This is a genomic window from Aeromicrobium sp. PFPM2_SD2 (assembly GCF_057364525.1).
Genome location: NZ_JBNFNZ010000001.1, coordinates 18,391 through 40,481 on the forward strand (window position 1 = coordinate 18,391; position 22,091 = coordinate 40,481).

14 protein-coding genes are annotated in these 22,091 nt (G+C 65.2%); 1 reads left to right on the forward strand and 13 read right to left on the reverse strand.

Features of this window, described 5'->3' with window-relative positions; all coding sequences use genetic code 11:
- From AC2W7G_RS00115 to AC2W7G_RS00155, 9 genes are all read right to left on the reverse strand, one after another.
- On the reverse strand, positions 1 to 768 hold the full coding sequence (locus AC2W7G_RS00115; RefSeq protein WP_485866621.1) for a TatD family hydrolase: 768 nt from the start codon (positions 766 to 768) through the stop codon (positions 1 to 3).
- Positions 765 to 2,060, reverse strand: coding sequence for an adenine nucleotide alpha hydrolase family protein (locus tag AC2W7G_RS00120; protein WP_485866622.1), 1,296 nt, complete (start codon positions 2,058 to 2,060; stop codon positions 765 to 767). Before AC2W7G_RS00120 ends, AC2W7G_RS00115 begins: the two co-directional genes overlap by 4 nt.
- On the reverse strand, positions 2,057 to 2,476 hold the full coding sequence (locus tag AC2W7G_RS00125) for a hypothetical protein (RefSeq protein ID WP_485866623.1): 420 nt from the start codon (positions 2,474 to 2,476) through the stop codon (positions 2,057 to 2,059). The genes AC2W7G_RS00120 and AC2W7G_RS00125 overlap by 4 nt, the downstream gene beginning before the upstream one ends.
- A gap of 371 nt (positions 2,477 to 2,847) precedes the next feature.
- Positions 2,848 to 4,722: a KAP family P-loop NTPase fold protein gene (locus AC2W7G_RS00130; protein WP_485866624.1), complete on the reverse strand. Its 1,875-nt coding sequence runs from the start codon at positions 4,720 to 4,722 to the stop codon at positions 2,848 to 2,850.
- A 9-nt stretch (positions 4,723 to 4,731) separates the two neighbouring features.
- Positions 4,732 to 8,100: a Swt1 family HEPN domain-containing protein gene (locus tag AC2W7G_RS00135; protein WP_485866625.1), complete on the reverse strand. Its 3,369-nt coding sequence runs from the start codon at positions 8,098 to 8,100 to the stop codon at positions 4,732 to 4,734.
- Positions 8,093 to 9,832 carry a DUF1156 domain-containing protein gene (locus tag AC2W7G_RS00140; RefSeq protein ID WP_485866626.1) on the reverse strand — a complete coding sequence of 580 codons (1,740 nt, stop codon included), beginning with the start codon at positions 9,830 to 9,832 and terminating at the stop codon, positions 8,093 to 8,095. Before AC2W7G_RS00140 ends, AC2W7G_RS00135 begins: the two co-directional genes overlap by 8 nt.
- 71 nt (positions 9,833 to 9,903) lie before the next feature.
- A complete protein-coding gene (locus tag AC2W7G_RS00145; protein ID WP_485866627.1) occupies positions 9,904 to 10,830 on the reverse strand; it encodes a DUF1156 domain-containing protein in 927 nt (308 codons plus the stop codon).
- Complete coding sequence (locus AC2W7G_RS00150) at positions 10,827 to 12,575, reverse strand: protein NO VEIN domain-containing protein (protein WP_485866628.1); 1,749 nt, start codon at positions 12,573 to 12,575, stop codon at positions 10,827 to 10,829. Before AC2W7G_RS00150 ends, AC2W7G_RS00145 begins: the two co-directional genes overlap by 4 nt.
- Positions 12,572 to 14,944 carry a DEAD/DEAH box helicase gene (locus tag AC2W7G_RS00155; protein ID WP_485866629.1) on the reverse strand — a complete coding sequence of 791 codons (2,373 nt, stop codon included), beginning with the start codon at positions 14,942 to 14,944 and terminating at the stop codon, positions 12,572 to 12,574. Before AC2W7G_RS00155 ends, AC2W7G_RS00150 begins: the two co-directional genes overlap by 4 nt.
- Positions 14,945 to 15,067: 123 nt before the next feature.
- Here AC2W7G_RS00155 and AC2W7G_RS00160 point away from each other — a divergent pair, with 123 nt between their 5' ends.
- The gene (locus AC2W7G_RS00160) at positions 15,068 to 17,689 is read left to right on the forward strand and encodes a DEAD/DEAH box helicase (RefSeq protein ID WP_485866630.1); all 2,622 of its coding nucleotides are present in this window, start codon (positions 15,068 to 15,070) and stop codon (positions 17,687 to 17,689) included.
- Between the two features lie 14 nt (positions 17,690 to 17,703).
- On the opposite strand, the gene AC2W7G_RS00165 is transcribed toward AC2W7G_RS00160, so the two are convergent.
- The 4 genes from AC2W7G_RS00165 to mobF all read right to left on the reverse strand — a co-directional run bounded on the left by AC2W7G_RS00165 (position 17,704) and on the right by mobF (position 22,021).
- Complete coding sequence (locus tag AC2W7G_RS00165; RefSeq protein WP_485866631.1) at positions 17,704 to 18,021, reverse strand: hypothetical protein; 318 nt, start codon at positions 18,019 to 18,021, stop codon at positions 17,704 to 17,706.
- A complete protein-coding gene (locus AC2W7G_RS00170) occupies positions 18,014 to 18,352 on the reverse strand; it encodes a hypothetical protein (protein ID WP_485866632.1) in 339 nt (112 codons plus the stop codon). Before AC2W7G_RS00170 ends, AC2W7G_RS00165 begins: the two co-directional genes overlap by 8 nt.
- A 115-nt stretch (positions 18,353 to 18,467) precedes the next feature.
- Positions 18,468 to 20,315 (reverse strand): ATP-dependent DNA helicase, encoded by a 1,848-nt coding sequence (locus AC2W7G_RS00175; protein WP_485866633.1) that lies wholly within the window; start codon positions 20,313 to 20,315, stop codon positions 18,468 to 18,470.
- A complete protein-coding gene (gene mobF / locus AC2W7G_RS00180) occupies positions 20,213 to 22,021 on the reverse strand; it encodes a MobF family relaxase (RefSeq protein ID WP_485866634.1) in 1,809 nt (602 codons plus the stop codon). The genes AC2W7G_RS00175 and mobF overlap by 103 nt, the downstream gene beginning before the upstream one ends.
- Positions 22,022 to 22,091 lie beyond the last annotated feature (70 nt).

Sequence of the window (22,091 nt, forward strand, 5' to 3'; positions counted from 1 at the left end):
CTACACCACACCGGCCAGCGTGACCCGAACTGGCCGAGGAAGTGCGCTCCCGCAACGCGCCGCACCCACGAGGGCGCCGAAGTTCCGCCACAGCGACTGCCGGACCGCGGTAGGCGTTGCTCCAAACTGCTTCGCAATCGCCTCCTCGACCGCAGCGACGTTGCCTGGCCGCCTGACGCCCCGCACGAAGCGGTCCCCGAACGGGTGGTCGGTCTCAGTGAGAACGCGCTCTTCAGGCAGCCACGCAAGAATCTCGCTGCGTCGAACCATCGAGGCGTTGACCGAGAAGTAGCACCCGAGGTCGACCGCACGTGCGGTTTGTTCCTCGTTGCCGAGCCACCAGTGAAGAACGACCGCTCGATTCGGAATGGCCGACAAAGCTTCGAGCACTTCCTCTGTTGCGGAGTAGCTGTGGACACTCGCAATGCGGGGTGTCGTCTGGATCACCGACAGGATCTCCGCGAACGTCTCCTGCTGCGTGTTCATGGGGACCCGAGATGAACCGTCCAGCCCGACCTCGCTCACAAACGAAGTGTGCTCGATCAGCTCTGCAAAACGCGCGGCATTGAACGCCTTCTGAGCGCCCACAAGACCCGGGTGACAACCGACGCCCCAGACCGTCCACCCGTCAGACCGTGTGAGGGCCTGCTCCGCCTCATCCAGCGTCCGGGTAGCTGCGAAGGTGAGGGATTCCAGCGCGGCTAGCTCATTCGCAGCAATGTCCGGTCTGACGTGCGCGTGCATGTCGATCGGCGGCAGGCCCCTCACGGGTACAAGCTCCCGAGTTCGGCCAGGCCACGGCGGCAGAGGTCAAGCGCGTCGCGCATCGGATACCCGTTGGGCAGACCGAGGGTGGCTAGGTCTCGGGCTTCCAATCCCCGCTTGAGCAGATTGCGGATGGGTTGCTCGACGGAGTTCTCGCCCAGCCAGCGCTGAAGGTCGGCGTTGCCGCCCGGGCTGATGTAGTTCGTCGCGTCGTGCAGGCCCGAGGCGTGGAATGACGCACGGCGCAGAACGCATCCGAAGCACACGCCACAAGGAACCTCGGAGGAGACTCCAAATGCCCGCTGCCCCGTGAGCCCGCATGAGTGCGTCGAACTGAGAAAGGTCGATGCCGCGTCGACGCCCACAAGGCTGGCAGCCATCTGGAACATCTCGCCCTTGGTGCTGCTCGCGAACGGGTTCTCAATGGCCCCGTGCGCACCCACCTTGGCCAGCACCGCCGAGAGTCCCTGGAGGAACGTTGGATGCGTCGTCCTAGTCGAAAGGCTCCCCAGGCGCTCGGACCCGAGTGGTGGGTTGATCGACGCAAACCCGTTCTCTGGAATCCAGAGGGGGACCTCATGGATGGATGCCACGGCGAGCCCGAGGGCGAGGAATAGCAACGATCGGGACCGGCTGCTGGGTTCGGTCGCCCACTTGGAACCGTCGCTCCTCTTCGTCCGGCGGGCCAGATGAATCGCAACATGCTCCTGGCCTGGGCCAGGAACCAGGCGCTCAACTTCCTCCGCAACGTGCCTTTGTATTGGCGCAAGGATCGTGTGGCTGAAATGCGACACGAGGACATGGCGTTCGTCGTCGGCCAACAGCGATCGGGAGTACAAGGCTCCGATGGCCGAATCCGCACCACCGCTCACCAGCACGACTCGAGCCGGTGGCCCTTCGCTCTCGGGGAGTTGCGGCGCATCGTTCGTCGGTTCGTCCTTGACGAACGAAAGGGTCCAAGCGTCACCGCTCAGGAACCCGAGGACGTTGGCCAGCTCTGAGGCTGCGGAACGCCACACTCGGGGCTTCGATACCGGTACCTCAATCTCTAGCGTTCGCTGATTCCAGTTCGACCCACCGCGAACACGTGGCACGGTCCGGTCGGCCGCGAACGCGGTCACCGCCAGGCGCACGAAGTCGATGTTGAGAGGTCGGACTGACCCCAACGCCGCCGCATTCGGTCCGAGTCCGCCCGTGAAGCTTGAGTGCTCGTCGGTGAGCCAAAAGAACGACGTTGACGCCTCGCCGGGTGAAACGGTCGACGGCGCACTGAGTCGCATTGAGAATCGGGTCATGAGGGGGCACCGCCGACGATGGCGCGAATGGTCTCCAGTCCATCCTCAACGGCGCGGCTGATCTCGTCCTCGGTTGCGCCGCCGACGGAGAGATTCGCTTGGGCGGCGAGGGCCTCGGCGGCATCCCGGATGTCCTGCTCCGCGACATCCGCCATCACGCTCTGGTTGATCAGGTCGCCGGTCTCGACAAGGAGTGTCTCGGCGATGATCTCAGCAATCGAACGCCGAACGATCTCCTCGGGTGTAGGTACGTAGCCGTCGGCCTCTTGTTCGAGAATCCAATCGCCAACATTGGCAGCGACTCGCCTTTGCTCGTGATCCTCGATCGTACTGTCGGAGACGCCGCAGGCCATGTCGACGATGCGGCGCAGGACCTCGAAGTCGTCTCCGAGTGCCTGGAGTGCGCCGTAGTCCAACCCGAGTCGCGCGAGCGTTGCTGCGTCGCCGGTGCGATAGGCGTATGCAGCAGCCGCAGCACGCCCAGCACTGCGCGCTGAGGTTGCGGCCGATCGTCGTGGCCCGCCTCCGGTACGGCCACCGGTACCGCTCCCACCCGTGCCAGCACGGCCTCCTCCACCTCCTGGACCGTCTCCTCCACCGCCACCAGCGGACCTCGGTCGTATCAGATTGATGATTCTTCGGAGGTCGTTCGGGTCGAGAGCCGGGCGGCCGTCCGCCGACCCAGCGGCGCCCGAACCCGGGATTGTGTCCAGGTGTCCAGCGACGGCGTCGCGCACGGACTTGCCGTCTCGGCCGCCACTACCTCCGTAGGCTCCGCTGGTGCCCATCAGGACGTCGCCTGAGGAGTGAGCGCCGTGTCGATGGCGCGCTTGACGCGGTCGTCCTTGACTCGACCCTTCCAAGTCGTAAGGACGCTTCGTACCTCTTCGGGGTCGGTCGCCTTGAATTGGATGGGCGTCGCGAAGGTGATCTCACTCGTCGGGAGCATGAGGAGCGCATCCCGTGCGTCTTCCGCGACACTGTGCCTGCGGTTGGCGATGCGCAGAATTGCGTTGATGGCTGCCTTCTGCTTGGCGGGCTGGTCACGCATGGTGCGGCCGATGTGCCTGAGCAGATCGGTGGCATCGCCATCACCGAGAGCGTCGAGGTCGGCGTCGGTGACCGATGCTTGTTCGCGTCGCGATTCGGACAGGAGGTTCGCAGCAATGTCGCGGAGTTGCTCGGGCAGGCTCTCATCGACCAGTGTCACGCCCGCGAAGCTGGCCGCAAGCGTTAGGTACGGCGCCAGATCGAGGCCACTCAGCGGCGGCGCAAGCTTCGCCCAGCGAATCATCGCCTGGGAATAGTCGGCCACCGCGCTCGTCGCCTTTGCAGCTGTCCTCTTGGCCGGCTGCCTCTTCGTGGTCTGTTCCACGTCGGTTTCCGCCGTGGCATCCCCAGTGTCGTCAGCACCCCCAGCCGCGACCGGTCGACCGGCTGCTTCCTCCAAACCCGCGAGTTGGTCCTTCATTTCGCCCTTCGCGAACCACCCGAGAAGGAGCTTGAACTCCGGCTTCATGAGGGCTTCGAGGGCCATCAGCTTCGCGACGACGCTTGGGTCAAGCGAAATGCCACGCCGGGAGGCCACTGCCTGACGGACGTGCAGGTCGTTGAGGAAACGCTTGATGTAGCGGGGGTTGCCCTGCAACTTCTCGTAGAGCAACGGCGTCAGGCGGGCAGCGAAGGCCAACTCGTTGTCCATCGACAGGCCCTGGATGTCACCGATGTCGTCGACCGATCCACCCGCCTTGCGGACCTCGGTGCAACGACCGATGAGCTGGTCGAGAACGCTCTGCTCCGTTGCCGACTGAAGTTGAAGAAGCAGAAGGTACGCCTGCGTGTCGAAGTAGCTGAGTGCCGGGAGCGGGATCGTCGTCTGGACGATCTTGTGTAGATAGAGCGTTGCGGGGTCATGACGGTCGTCGTCGTCGTCAGGAGCACCAGACGACCTGACCCGGGTTCGGATGGCGTCTGCGACACGCTCTTCGTCGGCCGCGATGACGAATGACATTTTGGGAACAGCGAGGAAGAGTCGGATGGCTTCGAGGCTGTCGACGACTGTCTCGGGAAGGCACCGATCGAGGTCATCGACCAAGACGACAACAGCACGTAGATGCTTGAGATCGTCGGACGCCATGAGTTCGGCGAACTCATCGCGGAACGCCTCCAGCCCGCGTGGTTCGTCCTCGTCGCCCTCGGCGGGTTTGACGAGGTCGACAATGCTTCCAACGCTGGGAATCTGCAACATCAGCGAGGAAGTCGCGGCCAGCTTCAGGGCCTTCGCCCAGTCAATCCGCCTGCCGAGCCGAGCGAGGAGATTCTTGGCCTTGTCGGTCGCCGCAGCCGACCCGGCGACTTCTCGCCCCAGCGCACCAAGCACCTCGGCGATGAGCGATTCCTTGATCCCCGTTGCCGGGTCGTACCGCCAGGGGTCCGTCTGGACAACCAAGACCTTCTGTTCGTTGGTCTTGCGGCGATCGAGTTCCTGAGCAACCAGGCCGAGAACCGTTGTCTTGCCGCTTCCCCAACTTCCGGAGAGACCAAGGGCCACTGGGTCGAGGCTGTCGTCGAGGAGCGCGTCAGCGAGCGTCTCAGCGACGGCGTCGAAGGACAAGAGGTCGACACCAGCAGGGTCATCCGACCAGAGCGGCAGTGCGGTCATGCGATCGGATCAGCTCTCCTCGAAGCCAGACTGGTCGAACTTCAGCGTCTTCGCGTTCTCAGAAACGGTCCGGACTCGGCTCTCGTTGAAGCCGCCGGAGTCGGTGGCCTCGATCTCGATTCGGACGGTCACGTTGGTGTTCTCACCCGAGCGAAGGTGCGCAAGCACCTCGTCGGCGACGTTCTTGAACTCCAGCGCGATCTTGTCGGAGTTGAGCGTCTTGACCCCGTAGAACCGCGTCGGCCAGACGATGTCGACCTTGGGCGACGGGCCCGGGCCGGGCTGAGGCGTGGGCCTCGGGCCCGGGCCCGGTTCAACGTCCGGGGCGGGAGCGGGCGCCGGCCCAGGCTCATCCGAGCGCTGCTTCTGCGCCACGTCCGGGCGGACCAGAAGGAGCGAGTCGGTCGCGACCGGCGCACTCTCCTTGTCCTCTGGCGTCCATAGTCCGATGTAACGTCCGGCCGACTCGTCATAGCCAGCCGCCAGCGCGAAAGCGTCCGTCTGCCAGATCATCGGCAGGTCGAGGATGCCCGCGTCGAGAACGGACCGGTCACGCAGGCGGGGCATGTAGGGGTACTGCGAGTAGAGCCCCCACAGCGAGCCGAGCGAGACGTGGCCGTCCTTCCAGATCTGCGGCACCTTGCCGATCGCGAGGCGGATGGTCGCCGCAGCCTGGCGCGTCGACAGATCACCGTCGTTCCCGAGTCGACGAGACGCCCTGTCTGCGAGCGAGTCGGACTGCCCTTCGACCTTGGTCTCCCGGATGACGAATGGGGCGCCGGGGTCGGGCTGAGCCGGGACAAGCGCCCAGGTGAAGGTCTGAAGCAGGCGTGACGTGACCGTCTGATCGGCCTGTGTCGCCCGCTGCGATGCCTGGTTCTTCTGGTTCTGCGTCAGGTCGAGGTCGGCCTCGTTCGACAGGACGTGCTTCCAGCCGAGGTAGTCGCGCGTGGCGTTGTCGAGCTCTTCGAGACGCGCCTCGTCAGCCGCGAGATACACCAAAGCATTGCGGTGTGTGCGGTTCGAGCTGCCGCGGTGCTCGGTCGCCTTGTGGGCGAACTCCTTGGCCGCCGACTCTGCGCCGCGCTTGTGGGCGACCTTGGGGTGCAGGATGACGAGACGTGCCTCGTCGGTGTCGGGAATGTCAGCGTTGGACTCAGGGCACACGTGTACGCCGGCGAAGTCGCCGCGCTTACGGCCCTGATCCTGGAGCCGTCGGACGATTTCAGCCCACACGTCTTCCTTGTGAAGGCGTTCGGCCTGATCCTTCGCAGTGCGGGTGATGTTCGGCTGGACGTCGTACCAGTACTTGCCCGAACCCGAGTAGAAGTACGTCGCACGATCACCGAGCTGGGTAAGCGCGGAATGGAAGTTGCCAGGGACATCGCCCGGGATCGCGGTTCCGAGGAACACCCGCTGCGTGCCGATGCCCTTGTGCACAGACCCGGGCGCAATCGTCGGGGCGGCACCGAAGAACACGGTCCGCGCCAGACGCTTGGTCAGCGCGCGCTGGCCGAAGAGCGGCTTCTCCTTGTCGATGCGCGCAGGCTCGGAGTTCGAGCCATCGACGTCGGCATCGATGATCGCCTTCCAGGAATCCTGGAGGTACTGCGTGAGCTCAGAGTTCACGTTCGACGTGGCGAGCGGGATCGAAGCGGGCATGATCATCGGCGACTGGTCTTCACCGGTCCACAACGCGTGAATGACCGTGCTCATCAGGCGGAGCACGCCTCGGGTCCGCTGGAAGCGCTCCAGCGAGGACCACTCCTCGTAGAGGGTGTCGAACAGCTCGGGGTGGATGGGGTAGGTCCGCTTGATCCGGTCTTCGTAGGACGCGTCGCGGGCTTCACGCGGGAAGTCGTCCGAGAATTTGCGGTACATCTCGACGTACGCCCGGGCCGTCGCGCCGATCGCTGCGAGCGCGGCAGCGTCTGGCTGCTTGAAGAGGCGCTGCTTGACGATGTGGTAGGCCTCGTCGGACGACGCGGGGCGCCACTGGTCCGCGACGCGACGCACGACGTTCTGGAGGCGCTTGAGCGCTTCGAGTCCATTCTGGCCGCCGACCTCTTCAGCGTTGCCGGCGACGATCTTGTCGTTGGCGTCCCCGGTCTCCGAAGCCGGGATCGAGATGGCGAGCAGGACGCCCTTGGTGCCCTTCGCTGCCTCGGTCAGCGACTGGGCGAACGTGAACTGATCGTCGAACGTGCCGCCGGCAAGGTCGTCACGACCCACGAGCGAGCGCGCGTAGGCCACCCACTCGTCGATGAGGATGACGGCCGGCGCGTACTTGGCAAGCAGTTCGTGGAGGGCATCGCCGGGATGCGTGCGGTCCCGGTCCGCCTTGGCCACCACCGCGTAAGCCTCGGGTCCACCGAGCTGCCAAGCGAGCTCGCCCCAGATGGTGTTGACGTGGGTGCCGTCGTCCTTGGTCACGCCGGACGGGCTGAAGTGGTTGCCGACGATGGCGACTCGATTGACCTTGGTGGCCGAGTAGCCGTTGGCGGTGAGGAGCTCCTGGGTCTCCTGCGGGAAACCTCCGACGGGCAGGCCAGCGGCCACGTGCCACAGCGAGAGCATCGAGTGGGTCTTACCGCCACCGAAGTTGGTCTGAAGATTGATCACCGGCGAGGCGTTGTCGTCCCCGGCGAGCCGGCGGACGGCGCGCCCGATGAGGTCACGCAGACCTTCGGTCAGATAGGTGCGTCGGAAGAACTCGACCGGGTCGGCGTAATCGGAGTCGACCTCTCCGCCGGTCGCGACCTTGTAGAGATCGGCAGCGAACTCGGAGGCGTGGAAGTTACCGGTGGCGACGTCGTCGTGGGGCTGAAGCACCTCACGCCACGGGCGAAGGCCGGCGGCTTCGGGGTTATCGACTGCTGCCTTGAGGACCTTCTTGTCGTCCTTGTCAGCGGTGACTCGGCGCAGATTGAGCCGGATGCCGCGGACCTCGTCTGCTTCCTTGGCCGCGCCGATCAGCTTCAGCAGTCGCTCTCCGGTGTCGAGCGCGCGGTAGGCGTCGTCGTCGCTGAACGTTTTGTTGTGCGCCCACTCGTTCCGCACCTCGCGAAGCTCGCTGGCGAAAGTCTCGCCCGTGCGACCGATGGCCTGGTTGAACGGGTACCAGCCAGGCTTGAACCCGCCGGTGATGTTGCCTTCGGTGAGGATCCTGAACTGCACCTGCGGGTCCAGGGCGTCGTACGTCTTCGTCGACGGAGCGCCGTTCTTGCTGTCCTTCGCCTGCACGAGCTTGGTCCAGACTGCGCCGAGCGAGGGATCGCCCTGACCGACGACTGTCGAGATGAAGTCGTCGAGTGCCGGCGCCAGCACCTGGAACATGCGATCAATTCGGTCGCGGTTACTCAGTGCCATCTCAGTCATCCACCTCGTCGAAGTCGAACGCGCCCTGCGCCGCGGTGGGCTTCTTCGCGCTGCGCGCTACGTCCAGAATCTCCGGCCAGCTAGTGACCAGGTTGTTGAAGCTCAGGGCGTCCTTGGTCCAGCCATTGCCTTCGGCGATGCGGAAGAGAAGGTGCGCCAGCTCCTTCACCAGATCCGCATCGACCGCACCGTCGGGCCGGCTGAGCGCCGCTTGCAGGAAGTCCCCCGCGGGCGCGATGCCATCGCGCTCCAATACCTTGATCAGATGATGGAGGGCCTCCCAGTTGCTGGTGTGGGAATCCTTCAGGACGTCGTACGTCCATGAGAGATCAGCCGGCTTGATGAGCTGGACGTTGCCGCCTCGACTCGTCAGGATCTCGTCCCGGTCCATCGTTTCTACTCGGGTGTTGCGCGCGTTCGCCAAGCTCTGCGCCTCCCCGTACGGACCAACTGTGTAACCACGCTGGCGGTACCACTGAATCGCGAAGCGGGAGGTCGGATCGAAGTCGCCCTCCTGCTCGCTGAGAACCTGGTCCAGGATCTCATTGATGCGAGCTAGCGCAGAGCGAACCGTCATCTTGGAGCCATCAGGTTCGAGGACAGCGCTAAAACGGCTGAAGACTGTCATTCCGGGACCGATCGCTGACTGGGGCAGGTCCACGGGCGCAATCTGCCCTTGCTGAAGTTTGCGGAGCGCACCCGGTAGTTCTAATTCGAGTGTCGCAATGAAGGTCCGGCGATCAACGGTCACCGCCGACTCAACTCGGGGACGTAGCGAGAGAACGATCGATGAGGCCAACGCGTTGGTGCCCAGGCCAACAGAGCGAGCTGTTCGCTCACTTCTCACGGGCCATGTCGATGTGATCTCCCACCCTGCGCGGATCATTCCTTCGAGCAGCGTCTCCCAACCTGTCGACGCTTCGCCGGAAGCGTCGGACTCCGACTGCTTGAACGCGTAGTAGACCGTTATCGGAAACGCAGTTGAAGCAGAACGGCGCGCACGGGCGAAGACGTCACGGAACCCGGTCTCGAAGAAGTCCTTTGCCCCACTCTTTCCCCCGTGCCTATACGGGTTCGCAACAAGTTCTTCGGCTTTCGGGACCAGCAGCGTCGAGAGGAGTTCTGGGTGAACCGACTTCAAGGAACGTCGCAGCCATACGTAGAAGAAGTCAGACAAGTCGGAGTATCCGATGTTGTCGTAGTACGGCGGGTCAGTGCTAATCACCGCATCTGAAAAGTCAGCACTATCGGCCGAGACCTGACGCGCGGAACCCTCCTCCGCGATGCCGACATAGATCGAGTTTACTACCGACTCAATCGGACCCTCAAGGCCAATCGGGCCGAACACGTTGGCTTCCACGAAATCCCAAGTCATCGGAACCGCCTGACGAGAGAACAGTGCCCGCACATTCTCGTTCGTCTGATTCCAAGAGCAAAGAGAGTTCGACATGTCCGTGTAACGAGAGACAGCCAATCCTAGGTAGGTGGCCACCGCATCCGCATATCCCTCGTCCGCGCCGTCCTCGATGAGCCGGTCGCGACCTTCAGTTACGAGGTCACTGAATGCCTCCAGTGCGACCAATTGTCGGGCAGTGAAGAGGTCGTTGAATCCGGTGAGCCCATAACCCGGCGGCGAGAACCACCGGGGGTTGTCCGCCATATCGCCCGAAACGACCTCAGGCCTCGCGATATCGGCAGCCAACACCTGGTCGCTAGAGGGCGCGAGATACACGCGTCGACGGTTCCCCTCCGCGACAGTCGCCAACAACTGCTGGCCCAAGAGGCCAGCTCGCCCCTTCTCTCTCAGATAGTCGACGATGCGATCGATCCGCAGGAGATGCAGACCGCACCCGTACGACCGGAGACTGTGCCTTCTCCGACCTTCGCTGTGCGCGCTCCCGGCCCTGTGACGATCTCATAGGAGACTCGCAGGCCCGAACGATGTGCAGGATCACCGAGGAGGCTCGGAACGACGTAGGCCTCCTTGCCCTTCTTCTTGCTCAACCACCATGACCGCACGAGTGGCATGTCGATGCGACACGCCGGGTTTGGACAAGCCACGGTGCGTGCCCAGATCCACCCAATGACGCGGTGACCTTCAGCATCTGGGTAGTGCTTTCCGATTCGCTCATGGGCCTGTTCGCGCAACCAGCGGCCGTAGGCACGCACGTCCGCGGTGAGTCCGGTGGCGCCGGGCCAGCCCCCGATTTGCGACTCGGCCAGCCCCGGGTACAGGGGCGCGCGGTCCCGAAACATCGGCGGCAACTCGATCAGTGCCTTGTTGATGAGGACAGCGACTGGGTTCAGGTCAGAAGCCCTCGCCTTCAGGCCAAGGCGCTGCGCTTCGAGGGGGATCGTCCCGCCACCAGCGAACGGGTCCACGATCGTCGGGACCACGCCGCCAGTCGACTTCAGTATCTCTGCCCGCGCCTCTTCGAATAGTTCGTCGCTCCATGAGTTCTCCCAAACGACGAGCCGCTCCATGATCTCGTGAAGACGCTCGCGCTCGCGGCGCTGCGCCTCCTCGGTCGGGAAGCGATCCGGATGAGACGATGGGTCGTCGACCAACTGCGCGAACAGGATCGCCCGTGCGGCAGTGAGTGGACGCCGCGCCCACCAGATGTGGAGAGCGCGCGGGTGCCGGCGCGTGAAGGGCTCCTTCTCACGCGCAGATTCCCGATTGATCGCCTCCAGCGGGAGTGCAACCTCAATGAGCTTTCGGCTCGTCACCGCTTGTTGACCTTCCGTTCGCAGACCTCGCCGGCCACGTTCGAGACGTCCGGCTCACCGTTGAAACTTACCGTTGATGTCCGACAGTTCTTGAACGAATGCGTCGATCCCCACTGCGCAGACCCCAACCCGACGCAACCGCGGCCCTGCGTCCCTCGGCCGCCGCCTCCACCTACGCTGCATTCATGGCTGCAACTCACCTGGTCGTCCTCGGAAATGCCGACGCTGCCCGGTGGGTCTTCGACAACGAGCGGATGGCGTTCAGCGAAGTTGGACGACGGACTGCCGCCCGGCTGGCTCGCGGCGACACCCTGCTGTTCTACGCGAGCCTCAAGTGCTGGCCCGCGCTTGGCGGCCCGCGGCCCGACTCTGGCCTCCTGCTGGCTGACGCGGTTGTTCTCACCGACGTCGCCCGAATGAACCAGCCTGCGTATGTCGGTGGCCGACACTTCCACTACGGATGCGAGGTCTTCTTCGAGCACCTGGCCCCCGTGGGCTCCGGCGTACCGATCGGATCGGTTCGCGATCAACTTGACCTGACAGCTGGTCGAGCCAACTACGGGCAGGCATTGCGCCGGACCCCGGTCCTGCTCTCTTCGTCGGACGCGAAACTGCTCAAGACCCAGCTCGCCAAGGTGTGGCGACCATTCGAGGACAGCATCGACGGATACCGCGAAGCACGCGGAGCAAGCACCTAGCCTCCCCTCAGAACGGCGAGCTGCCCTTGGTCCATGTCTTGGCCCAGTCCCCGCGGATGCCAGTGGCCTCGAAGTTCCGAGCTCGGTGGTTGCGAACGGGTCGTCGAGGTAGCGGACTTCGTCGTACTGCGCGCCGCGCTGGTCGACCCGGACGAGCGCGAGCCGGTAGCGCGGGACGGCGTTCTTGCCGGTCATGACCTCGTTGTGGGTGACGAAGAAGTCCTTGGAGCCCTCGATCCGCGCCTTGACTTCGATCCTGTAGGTATCGCCGTTGGCGTCGGTCGACAGGATGTCGAAGCCCTTGTTGTTGAACGCCTGCTCGACGGGCTTGCGGCCGAGTTCGCGCTCGCGGGCAAGGACGAGGTCGACGCCGCGGCGTTCGACCGCCTTGGTCTCCTTCGCGTGGATCGGCGCGGTCGCTGGGATCTCGCCTTCGAGCATCCCGATGGGCAGCACCAGTGCCGCGGTGACGATGTGCGGCGGCTTGGTCGACATCAGCTGCTGTTGGTCGAGCAGAGCGAGTCGCTTGCGGAGGCGCGAGTCGAGTTCGACGGCCTTGCGGTTCAGGCTGTCGGACGACTCCTTCGGCTTCTCGCCCTTCTGCTCCTTTTCCGACGCGACGGCGGCGTCGAGCAGGAGTCGCTCGCTCTCGGCACTCAGCCGCTTGGTGACGAGGTCGCGCGCCTTGGTCAGTTCGTTCAGGCGCCGCGGCTGCACTTCGGCGAGGTACTCGGGCAGCTGGTTGGCGATGATCCAGCTCGTCGCCTTGTCCTCCGCGTCACCCAGCCATCCGAGGCGGCGTGCCGCGTCGGTGGCGGCGCCAGACGGGGCCGCGACGCAATCCAGGTAGGGAGCCGGTCCGGCGGGGCTGACGGTGCCGAAGCTGTCGACGTAGGCGTATCCGAAGCGTCGTGCCACCGATTCGCCGGTGGCGTCGGCGACTTCCTCGATGACGCCGACGAGGAGCTGCGGTTCCTCCAGCGTGGAGGAGACGAGAACCGTGCCCTGGTTCAGCGCCCCACCGAAGTTGCGGATGGCCTCGCTCATGACTGCGTCGTGAAGGGGGTGGCCGGGTGCGAGGAGGTCCGCGCGGGTGAGGTCCTCGGGCTGGACGTGGCTGAGATCGAAGGTGACCCGGTCGTACTTGGTCGCGATCGGGCCGGTGCCGGCGGACCGGATGTGCTGGGGCACGTTGGCGATCTCGTAGCGCCCCTGTTCGCGCTTGACGATGCGTCCGCCGAGCTTGGTGAACGCTGCCTTGAAGGCGAGCTCGATGTAGTGCGGCTGGAGGCGCGCGCGCGGGCCTCGTCCATCGCGGCTCGGAGTGCGTGCAGGTCGGCATCGGCAAGGTGGTCGGATGCGAGGGCACGCTCGTCGAGCAGGTCCTTGAGCCCGTCCCCGACGGAGGCGTCGATGACCTCGTGCATCTTGGCCTTCACGTCGGCCCGCTCGCCGTACTGGATCGCGTCGAGGAGCAGGTTGCGCAGCGGGGTCTCGGTGAACGCTTCGCCGAGGACGTCGAAGACCTTGCCGCCGTAGGTCTCGCGCATCTGGTCGAGCTTCTCCAGCAGCCGGGTGAAGACCTCGCCCTCGCGGGTGTTGGAGGCGACGAGGTTCCAGAGGCGGCAGACCTCTTCCTGGCCGATGCGGTGGACGCGACCAAAGCGCTGCTCGATGCGGTTGGGGTTCCACGGGAGGTCGTAGTTGACCATCAGGTGCGCAGCCTGGAGGTTGAGACCCTCACCGGCCGCATCGGTCGCCAACAGGATCTGGCAGTCGCGGTTCTTTGTGAACTCCTCAGTGATCTGCCGGCGCTCGGCTCGGCGTACTCCACCGTGGATGGCGCGGACCGCGTCCGGCTTGCCGAGAAGGGAGCCGATCTTGCCCTGGAGGTAGTCGAGGGTGTCGCGGTGCTCTGTGAAGATGATGAACTTCCGCGGCCAGCCGTTGGCGTCGGTGACCAGCGCGTTGTCCTGGAGGATGGTCGACAGTTCGGTCCACTTGCGGTCCGTGCCGGCCTCGCGCACCAACCGGGCAGTCTTGACGAGTTCCCCGAGCTCGATGAGTTCGGCGTTGAGCTCCTCGACGGTCTGGGCGGCCGTGGCGGCGTCGAGCAGTTCCTCTTCGGCCGCCTCGATCTCTTCTGCGTTGAACTCGTCGTCGTCGATCTCGCTCAGGTCGATGTCGGGTTCGACCTCGCGGTAGGTGCCGTTGATGATCTCCTGCTTCTTGCGCTCCAGCCGCTCGGTGCGACGGACGAGGCTCTTGTAGATCGCCTCAGGGCTGGACGCGAGCCGGCGCTGGAGGACCGTGAGTGCGAACCCAACGGTGTTCTTGCGCTTGCCGCCGATTCGCTCGGCGCGGTTCATCCCCTCGCGGACGTAGTGGGTGACGTCCTCGTAGAGGTCGTACTCCAGCGCGGTGAGTTCGTAGGGAACGGTTTCGGCGATGCGCTCCGGGAAGAGCTTCTTGCCCTCGAAGGTCAGGAGGTCTTCCTTGACCATGCGGCGCATGATGCCGCTGACGTCGGCGTTCTTCTTCTGCTTGCCCTCGAAGCGGTCGCGGTCGAGCAGGGTGAGGAAGAGCTGGAAGTCCTCCTCTTTGCCCGAGTGCGGCGTGGCGGTCATCAGGAGCAGATGGCGGGTGATCTGGCCGAGCATTTCGCCGAGCTGGAAGCGCTTGGTCTTGCGCAGTTCACCGCCGAAGTAGTGAGCGCCCATGCGGTGGGCCTCATCGACGATGATCAGGTCCCACTCGGTCTCCTTGAGCTGCGCCTGGAGTTGCTCGTTGCGCGAGAGCTGATCCATCCGCGCGATCAGCAGCGGGTTGGTCTCGAAGACGTTGAAGTTGACCTGCGCGTCGATCAGCTGGTTCGTGAGCAGGTCGAACCGAAGCCCGAACTTGAAGAAGAGCTCGTCCTGCCACTGCTCGACGAGTCCGCCGGGCGCGATGATCAGGCACTGCTTCACGTCGTCGCGAAGCAGCAGCTCCTTGATGTAGAGGCCGGCCATGATCGTCTTGCCGGCACCGGGGTCGTCGGCCAGGAGGAACCGGAGCGGGGTGCGCGGCAACAGTTCGCCGTACACGGCGCGGATCTGGTGCGGCAGCGGTTGTACGTCGCTGGTCGCGACGGCCAGCATCGGGTCGAACAAGCCAGCCAGCGAGATCCGCTGCGCCTCCGCGACGAGCTTGAAGTCGCTGGCCGAAGCGTCGAAGGCTCGGCTGCCGCTCTGGGCGATCGAGAGCTTGTCCTGATCCTTGCGGAACACGACCTGCTGCCCGAGCCCGCCTGCTGAGTTCTTGTAGGTCAGTTCGAGCGCGTCGGTGCCGTGCCACTGCGCGGCGATGACCGTGATGACCTCAGCGGGGATGAGCCCGTCAATCCGCAGACCGGGCTTCAGCTCTTCAAGCTGCACGAATGACCTCCTGGTTGACAGCCTGCGGACGCTACTCGGCCCTACCGACAGTTTCGCTAACCCACCGTATTCGTCGGTCGCGGTTACTAATCTTCGCAGCGTTGGTTCGAGTCAGCAGGGGTCATGGAGCGAGAAGAACGTCAGCACCTCAAGGGTGTGGTCGATGAGGTGTCGGCGTGGCACAAGCGGGCTGCCGCTCTCGTCAAGGAGCGCGGGGCGGTCACAGGGGCGGCCCAGACCGCTGCGAGCGCGCTCTTCGATCGGTCCGTCCCGCTGGCGCTCGGAGGGGCGACGCTCTGGCACGTCCTCCAGTTGACGCCATCCGACGGGGACCACGTCACGGCGTTGGCCCGCCGCACGGCGCTTCCCGCAATGCCGCCGTTGGCCCAGCAAGGCATCGACCAACTCACTGCGGACGCCGGCCGCGCACTTGGCGACGTCAAGCCACTGTTCGGCGCGCGCAGGATGTTCTCAGGCAAGGCCCGGAAGGACACTGCGACACAGGCCGCCGCGTACCTCATGGGTCTTCACGAGTGGGTCGACCAGTCCGGCGCCCTGCGAGCACTCGAAACTGTCGAAACCTGGGACAAGAAGTCCGTCGCGAACCTGGAAGCGTCAGCGATCCTCGATGACGCAGTTGGCTTCACCCAGCTGGCGATGGAGGGCGTCGAACTCCTCCCGCGTCACGAGGTGGACTCAGCCCAGGATGCCGTCAACGCGATCGACCGTGCGCTTCAGCGCGAGGGCGAGTTCCGGGCAGCGGTGACGACGGCGGGGAACGCCGTGCGTCAGGCAGAGGCGCGCAAGCTCGTTGCCGAGATGCCCGTGGAGCGGCTCAAGGACGCCACCAGCGGCCAATTGAGGATCACCGCCTTGACCTCCGCAGGCATCAAGAACGTGCAACAGGTCCTCGACCAAGGCGGGCGCATCCTCTCCCTTCCCGGGGTCGGCGAGACGACCGGCAACCGCATGCTCGGAGCCGCGCGAACGATCTGGCAGACAACCGTCGACGAGATGCCCGTCCGGATCGACATCAAGAACCGTTCCGCCGCCGCCACCGAACTGCTCAAGGCAATGCGTGCGTGGGACGCCGCACGGTCGATCAACAGCGCGAGCTCAGATCTGGCCGCGGCGGAATCGCTGCGACCGCTCATCAAGTCATTGGACCGGAAGACGTCCCACCTTGTAGTCGCACCGGAACAGCGGACGGTGGCAGAGCTGCGTCAGGCGGTCACTGACGTCAACGCTCTGGCATCGCTTCTGAACGGTCGCGGTGGAGCCGCTGCCGGCGACCCATGGGACGACTTCACCGCACGACCTGCCGACTACTTCGCGATGCTCTCCGAGTTGGGCTTCCTCTCCGACGACGAGGAGAAGAGCCAGGGCGACCTGCCGAATGAGATCGTCGAGGCGATTCGTGAGCTCAAGCTGGACACGACGCATCTGAAGGCCTCGCTGCGCGGCTACCAGTCGTTCGGCGCGCGCTTCGCAGTCGTGCAACGCAAGGTGATCGTCGGCGACGAAATGGGACTCGGCAAGACCGTCGAATCGCTCGCCGTCCTCACCCATCTACGCGCCAAGGGCTCCCACCACTTCCTCGTCGTCTGTCCTGCAGCCGTGGTGACCAACTGGGTCCGCGAGGTCAGCACCAAGTCCGACCTTCGCGCACACCGGCTCCACGGCTCCGGTCGTGACGGGTCGCTCACCTCGTGGATCCGAAACGGCGGCGTGGCCGTGACGACCTACGACAGCCTCGGCTGGCTCGAAGGTCAGATCCCCGACCGGGCGAAGCCGGCGTGCCTGATCTTCGATGAGGCGCACTACATCAAGAACCCCGACGCTCAGCGCACGCGGCGGTCACTCACCCTGATCCGCAACTGCGACCGAACGGTGCTGCTCACGGGTACGCCCCTGGAGAACAGGATCGAAGAGTTCCGAAACCTCGTCGGCTACCTCAGGCCCGACCTCACCGTCAGTGCCACGGAGTTCGCACCGCGTCAGTTCCGCAAGCAGGTCGCCCCTGCGTACCTTCGACGCAACCAGGAAGACGTCCTGACCGAGCTTCCCGAACTGGTCGAGGTCGACGAGTGGATGCCCCTCTCGAACCACGACGAACAGCACTACCGAGCTGCGGTACTGGACGGGAACTTCATGGCAATGCGACAGGCCGCTCTGCGATCGGGTTCGAACTCTCAGAAGATGCAGCGGCTCTTGGACATCGTCGAAGAGGCAGAGGACAACGAGCGTCGCGTGCTTGTCTTCTCTCACTTTCGCGGGGTCCTCGACGACATCGCCTCGGTCCTGCCGGGCAAGGTATTCGGTCCGCTGACCGGCTCAGTCCCGGCCGCGAAGCGGCAGCAGATGGTCGATGAGTTCTCCCGCGCGGGGCATGGCGCGGTACTGGTCGCGCAGATCGTCGCCGGAGGGGTTGGCCTGAACATTCAGGCGGCGTCCGTCGTCGTGATCTGCGAGCCACAGCTCAAGCCGACGACCGAGTGGCAGGCCATCGCCCGATCGCGACGGATGGGCCAACTTGAATCCGTCCAAGTCCACCGGCTCCTTTCGGAGGACGGCGTTGACCAGCGGATCACCGAGATCCTTGCCCGCAAGAGTGAGTTGTTCGCCGAGTTCGCCCGCGTCTCCGAGACCGCAGACAGCGCACCCGAAGCGTTCGACATCTCGGACGCCGAGGTGGCGCGGGAGATCGTCGCTGCGGAACGGGAGCGCCTGCTCAGCCAGCCCTGACGTCCGGCGAGCGGTCAGAGACGATCGATCCAGGTGTCCTCGTCCCGCGACTCCCACAGGGACGGCTTGCGAGCTGCCACCGAGTCTGATTCGCCCAGGCGGTTCAGCACGAGGATTGCCTCGTCATGCGCGAGCTCCCGAAGATTCGGCACCGCACGACCAGCGGCGTCCTCGACCGCCTGCTGGCGGTCATCCATCTCCGCGAGCCCGCGGGCATCGAGCGCCTTCCGGATCAAGTCGCGCTGCGAGTCAGCGATAGGGCTCGCCGCGGCGACAGGCGGAGCTGCGGCAGCATGCGGTTCGTCTCCGAAGAGGGCCAGCTCGTCAGTCACGTGCCGCAGCGTACGAAACCTTTCCGGTCCGGCGAGCGATAGCGAGTTGAAGTCCGCGGACCGGCGTTAGGAGCGCCACCGCAGCGAACTTGATCGCGTTCCAAGCGAACAGCATCACGAGCACGTTCAGGTAGCCGGGGCCGCCGTGCTCGATCAATGCCGCGCACACACTCATGGTGAACATGTACGCCGGCACGGCGGCCAAGGCGATGGGGAACGCCCACCTGACGCCGCGTGGACTGCGCAGCCAGTCGATCAGGCGGTTCGTCGGCATGTAGAACGCGAGGTAGCCGCGGATCGCTGCGGCGAGGTGCATCGAAAGGGCGAGCATGAGGATCTCCTTGGTGTCGGCTCAATCCACTGCTACGTCCAGGCGCAGGGTTTCGCTGAGCCCGCAGATCTGAGTTGTGGACAACTGGGGCGCCGAGTTGGCTTGTGGACGGAGGTCAACCGAGCGCTCGAACCTCATGCACGAGTCCGGTTCGGCTCCTCTCACCGGCCCTCTCAGCGATATCCGCAGCACGCCTGACGGCGCTCCTCGCGCGTGCCTCGTCAACGCGCTGACGGTCCGAGTCGCCGCCCGGGCCAACCGGCGACTCGCTGTCGACCAGCCACAGGTCGCGATAGGCCGCGACCAGCCGAACCTCCTGCATCCAGCGGTCGCGCTCGCGAGGATCATCTGGAGCCACTCCGAGTCGGCGCAACCACGTCGCCCTCTGTGCGACGGCAGCCTCCGCGAGCGCGGTCGCTCTCGACTCCATCAGATCCTGGCGCTCGGTCAGAGCGCGGCACATCGGCTCCGGCATCGGGCCGTCGGCAACCGGAACAAGGCCGGCAATCAGCTTCGCCTGAGGCCGTCGGTCTCCCCGCTTGCCGGAGGTGGCGTGCCGGATGCGGCTGATGAGAACAGCGCCGACGTCCTCGGCGTCTGCGAGCCCCCTTTGCGCGACCAGTTTGGGCAGCATCCTGGCGATCTCGAAGCCCGAGGATTCTGCGCGCCGCAATTCGGCGGCCAGCGGCCCGAAGGACGGGGACGCGACGACTTCGTCCACCTGCTCGTCCGTGAGACCAGAGGAGCAGAGTTCGACGACCCATCGGTCGCGCTGGGCCTCGGCTGCGATGGTCAGGTACTCCGCAGCGATCTGGGCGAATGACGACCAGCGCTCCTGCTCCTCGGCGATCGTCTGGTGCGCCGACAACTCGACGCCGGAGTGTTGGAGCACCCCAAACAGGACCGACTTCGCGGTGACCTCCTCGGGAGGTGGCGCGGCGTGCGACTCGTCGGGGCGGTCGAGGGCGACGTACGCCATGTTGGCCTGTCGGCCGCGGGTCATGGCAACGTAGAAGTTCTCGCGCGTGGTCGAGCCGGTGACGACGACATGCGCGGTGTCGACGGTCATGCCCTGGGCGCGGTGAGCAGTGATGGCGTAGCCGAGGTCGACGTGTTCGGCGACGTACTCGGCGGGCAGCAACACCGCCGTGCCCAGCTTCATGCCGAGGCGCTCGGCAACGACGGAGCCGTCATCGGCCACATCGGTGACGCGCCAGCGGTCGCCGTTCTTCACCCAGCCGCCGCGAAGGGCGCGGATGCGGCGGTGGTTCTGGCGAGTGATGATGAGGTCGCCGACCGACGCCCGCGTGCCGTCGTGGAGTTCTACCTCGCGACTCGCTTCGGTCTCGCCGTCGTGAAGACGCTCGGCACGGGCGCGTTCGTTGAGTTCGATCATGGCATCGGTCGACTCGGTGACGAGCAGGCTGCTGCGCCCGTCGCGCAGATCGGCTCGCCAGGCAAGGTACGCAGCGTCCACCATCTCGTCGTGAGCGCCGTCCTTGATGCGCTTGTGGCGAAAGTACGTGCTGATGACCTTGGTGCGTCCCAAGCGCAGATCGATCGAGGCGTCCTTCTCCCACTCGTTCACGAACCGGTGAACCTCGGTCAGCTCAGGGGTGTCGTCGCGCGCTTCAGCGAGCAACGGAAACGCGCCTCCTGCATCGACGGACTGGAGTTGGGCCCAGTCGCCGACCAGCAGCACCTTCGCTCCCGCCATTGCTGCAAGACCGGTGATCATGTCGAGCGTCAGGGTTCCAGCGAGTGTGGCCTCGTCGATGATCACGAGTTGGTCCTTACGGAACTCGGCTCGCCCGTGGTCGTGCTCGTACAGCCACTTCGTCGTGTTGTCGCAGGCGACGTTCAGGTCTTGCGCGAGTACGTCGGCGGCGGCTGCTGACGGCGCGAGGCCGACGACGCTGTCCTTTCCGTAAGCGCTCGTCCATGCCTTGTGAAGCGCGCGCATTGCTGTCGTCTTGCCCGCGCCGGCGGGCCGATCAGCAGGTCGACCTGGCGGCCCGAGACGGCGACCGCTGCAAGCGTCGCGATCTGTTCCTCGCTGAGGTGATGGCCCAAGACCGCCCTGTGTGAGACGTCCTCGATCGTGCCCAGATCGACCACGGGCGAGCTGCGGTCGGCACCACGGGCGAGTAGTCGTTCTTCCGCAGCAAGGATCTCTTCGGACGTGAACGTGACTTCGTGCTTCGGTCGGAAGAGGCTCGTTCCGTCGCTGCGCCGAAACACGCCCGGGCTGTAGGCCAGTTCCGGTGGGGTGAGCGCGATCGAGATGCGCTTGGCTTCGTCGACGATCGTGGCGACGGCCGCTTCGCGCTCACCAGCGGTGGCGAATCGCCACTCCATCGTCTGCCTGGATGCTTCGGCCCAGAGGTTCCAGTGCTTCCACGTTGAGCGCTTCTGGCTGACCGCTCCGACCGTTGCTCGGGCGACCTCGGTGACCGCCGCGGTCGAGACGTCGTCTGCTCGCAGCAGACCACGGGCGTGTGGGTTGTGGTCGCTCCTCGCTCCACGGGCGATGAGTGAGCGAGCCCATCGGGTCGAGTCATCGTCGAGTACGCGGCTCGCCCGTGCCCTCCAGTCCGCCGTGAGTTCGGCGAGGGAATGGACGTGCTTCTCGGGCCGGGTCGTGAGGGTGGCCGTCGCGCGCATCTTGATGACGGTTGCAGCGTCGGGAGCTCGCCCGCGCTCGCGGAGGTACTCCTCGACCATCCGATCAGTCTCGGCGTCGATCGTCCTGGATCGACTGGAGAACTCGGCCACCAACTCCTCGGGTACACCCTTGACCTCGAATGCCTCGCGCTTGTTCGCTCCGCGTGCACGCCTTTCCCATTCCAAGCCGAATGACCGCTGCAGGATGTCGGCGAGGACCGCGTTGTAGTGCTCAGATAGAGCGACGACCGAAGCGAACATCGGCCGACTGTCGAGCGAGCGCCATCTGCCGTCGAACACCGTGCGAACCTTGTTCGAGACAACGACGTGGGTGTGCATCTGAGGATCGCCTGCACGAGAGTCCCAGTGGTCGTACGCGGTCGCCGCGACCCCGACGACGTCGTGATGGGCCGAAGCTCCTTTTCGCGCGTTGGCCCCCGCGCGCGTCACCGCAACCTCGCGCTCCAGCAGCGCAAGGACGTGGGCGACCGCCTGGTGGTGTGCGTCGACGATCAACGCCTGACTGCCGGCGTCAGCCACGCCCCACAGCACGGAGACTGACTTCGGCACGCTGAAGGTGTAGTCGAAGCCGGCGGTTGCGGTCTGCGACTTCGCCAGTTCCTCGGCCTCGATCTCGTCGACGACCTGTGCACGTTCCTCGTCTGAGAGATGTGGGTTCAGGCTCGCGGTGCGCTCGTCCACCCTCTGCTTGTGAGTCGCAAACTGCTGGAACGCCGTGCCGAGTTGCTCGCCGGTGACCGGGTCACGCCCGTGCCCGATCAACAAGAGGAGCTGGGGCTCGGAAACGGTGGCGCCCACGGTGACCTGCCCGGCTCCGAACTCGGCGACCCCCGTGCCCATCCAGACGCCGGGCGGCGTTCCGGCCTCTGCGTAGTAACGCGTCAGCGATGTCGAGAGGCTGCGGTTGCCGTCGCCCGCAACCACGCTGCGAAGCAGGTACTTGTAGCCCTCGCCCGCCGACATCTTCCGCATGGAGACGGTCATCGCCACGCACCTCCTCGGCATGAAGGTGCGCGCGCGGTTCCACAGCCGCCGGGACACGGCTGTCCATCCA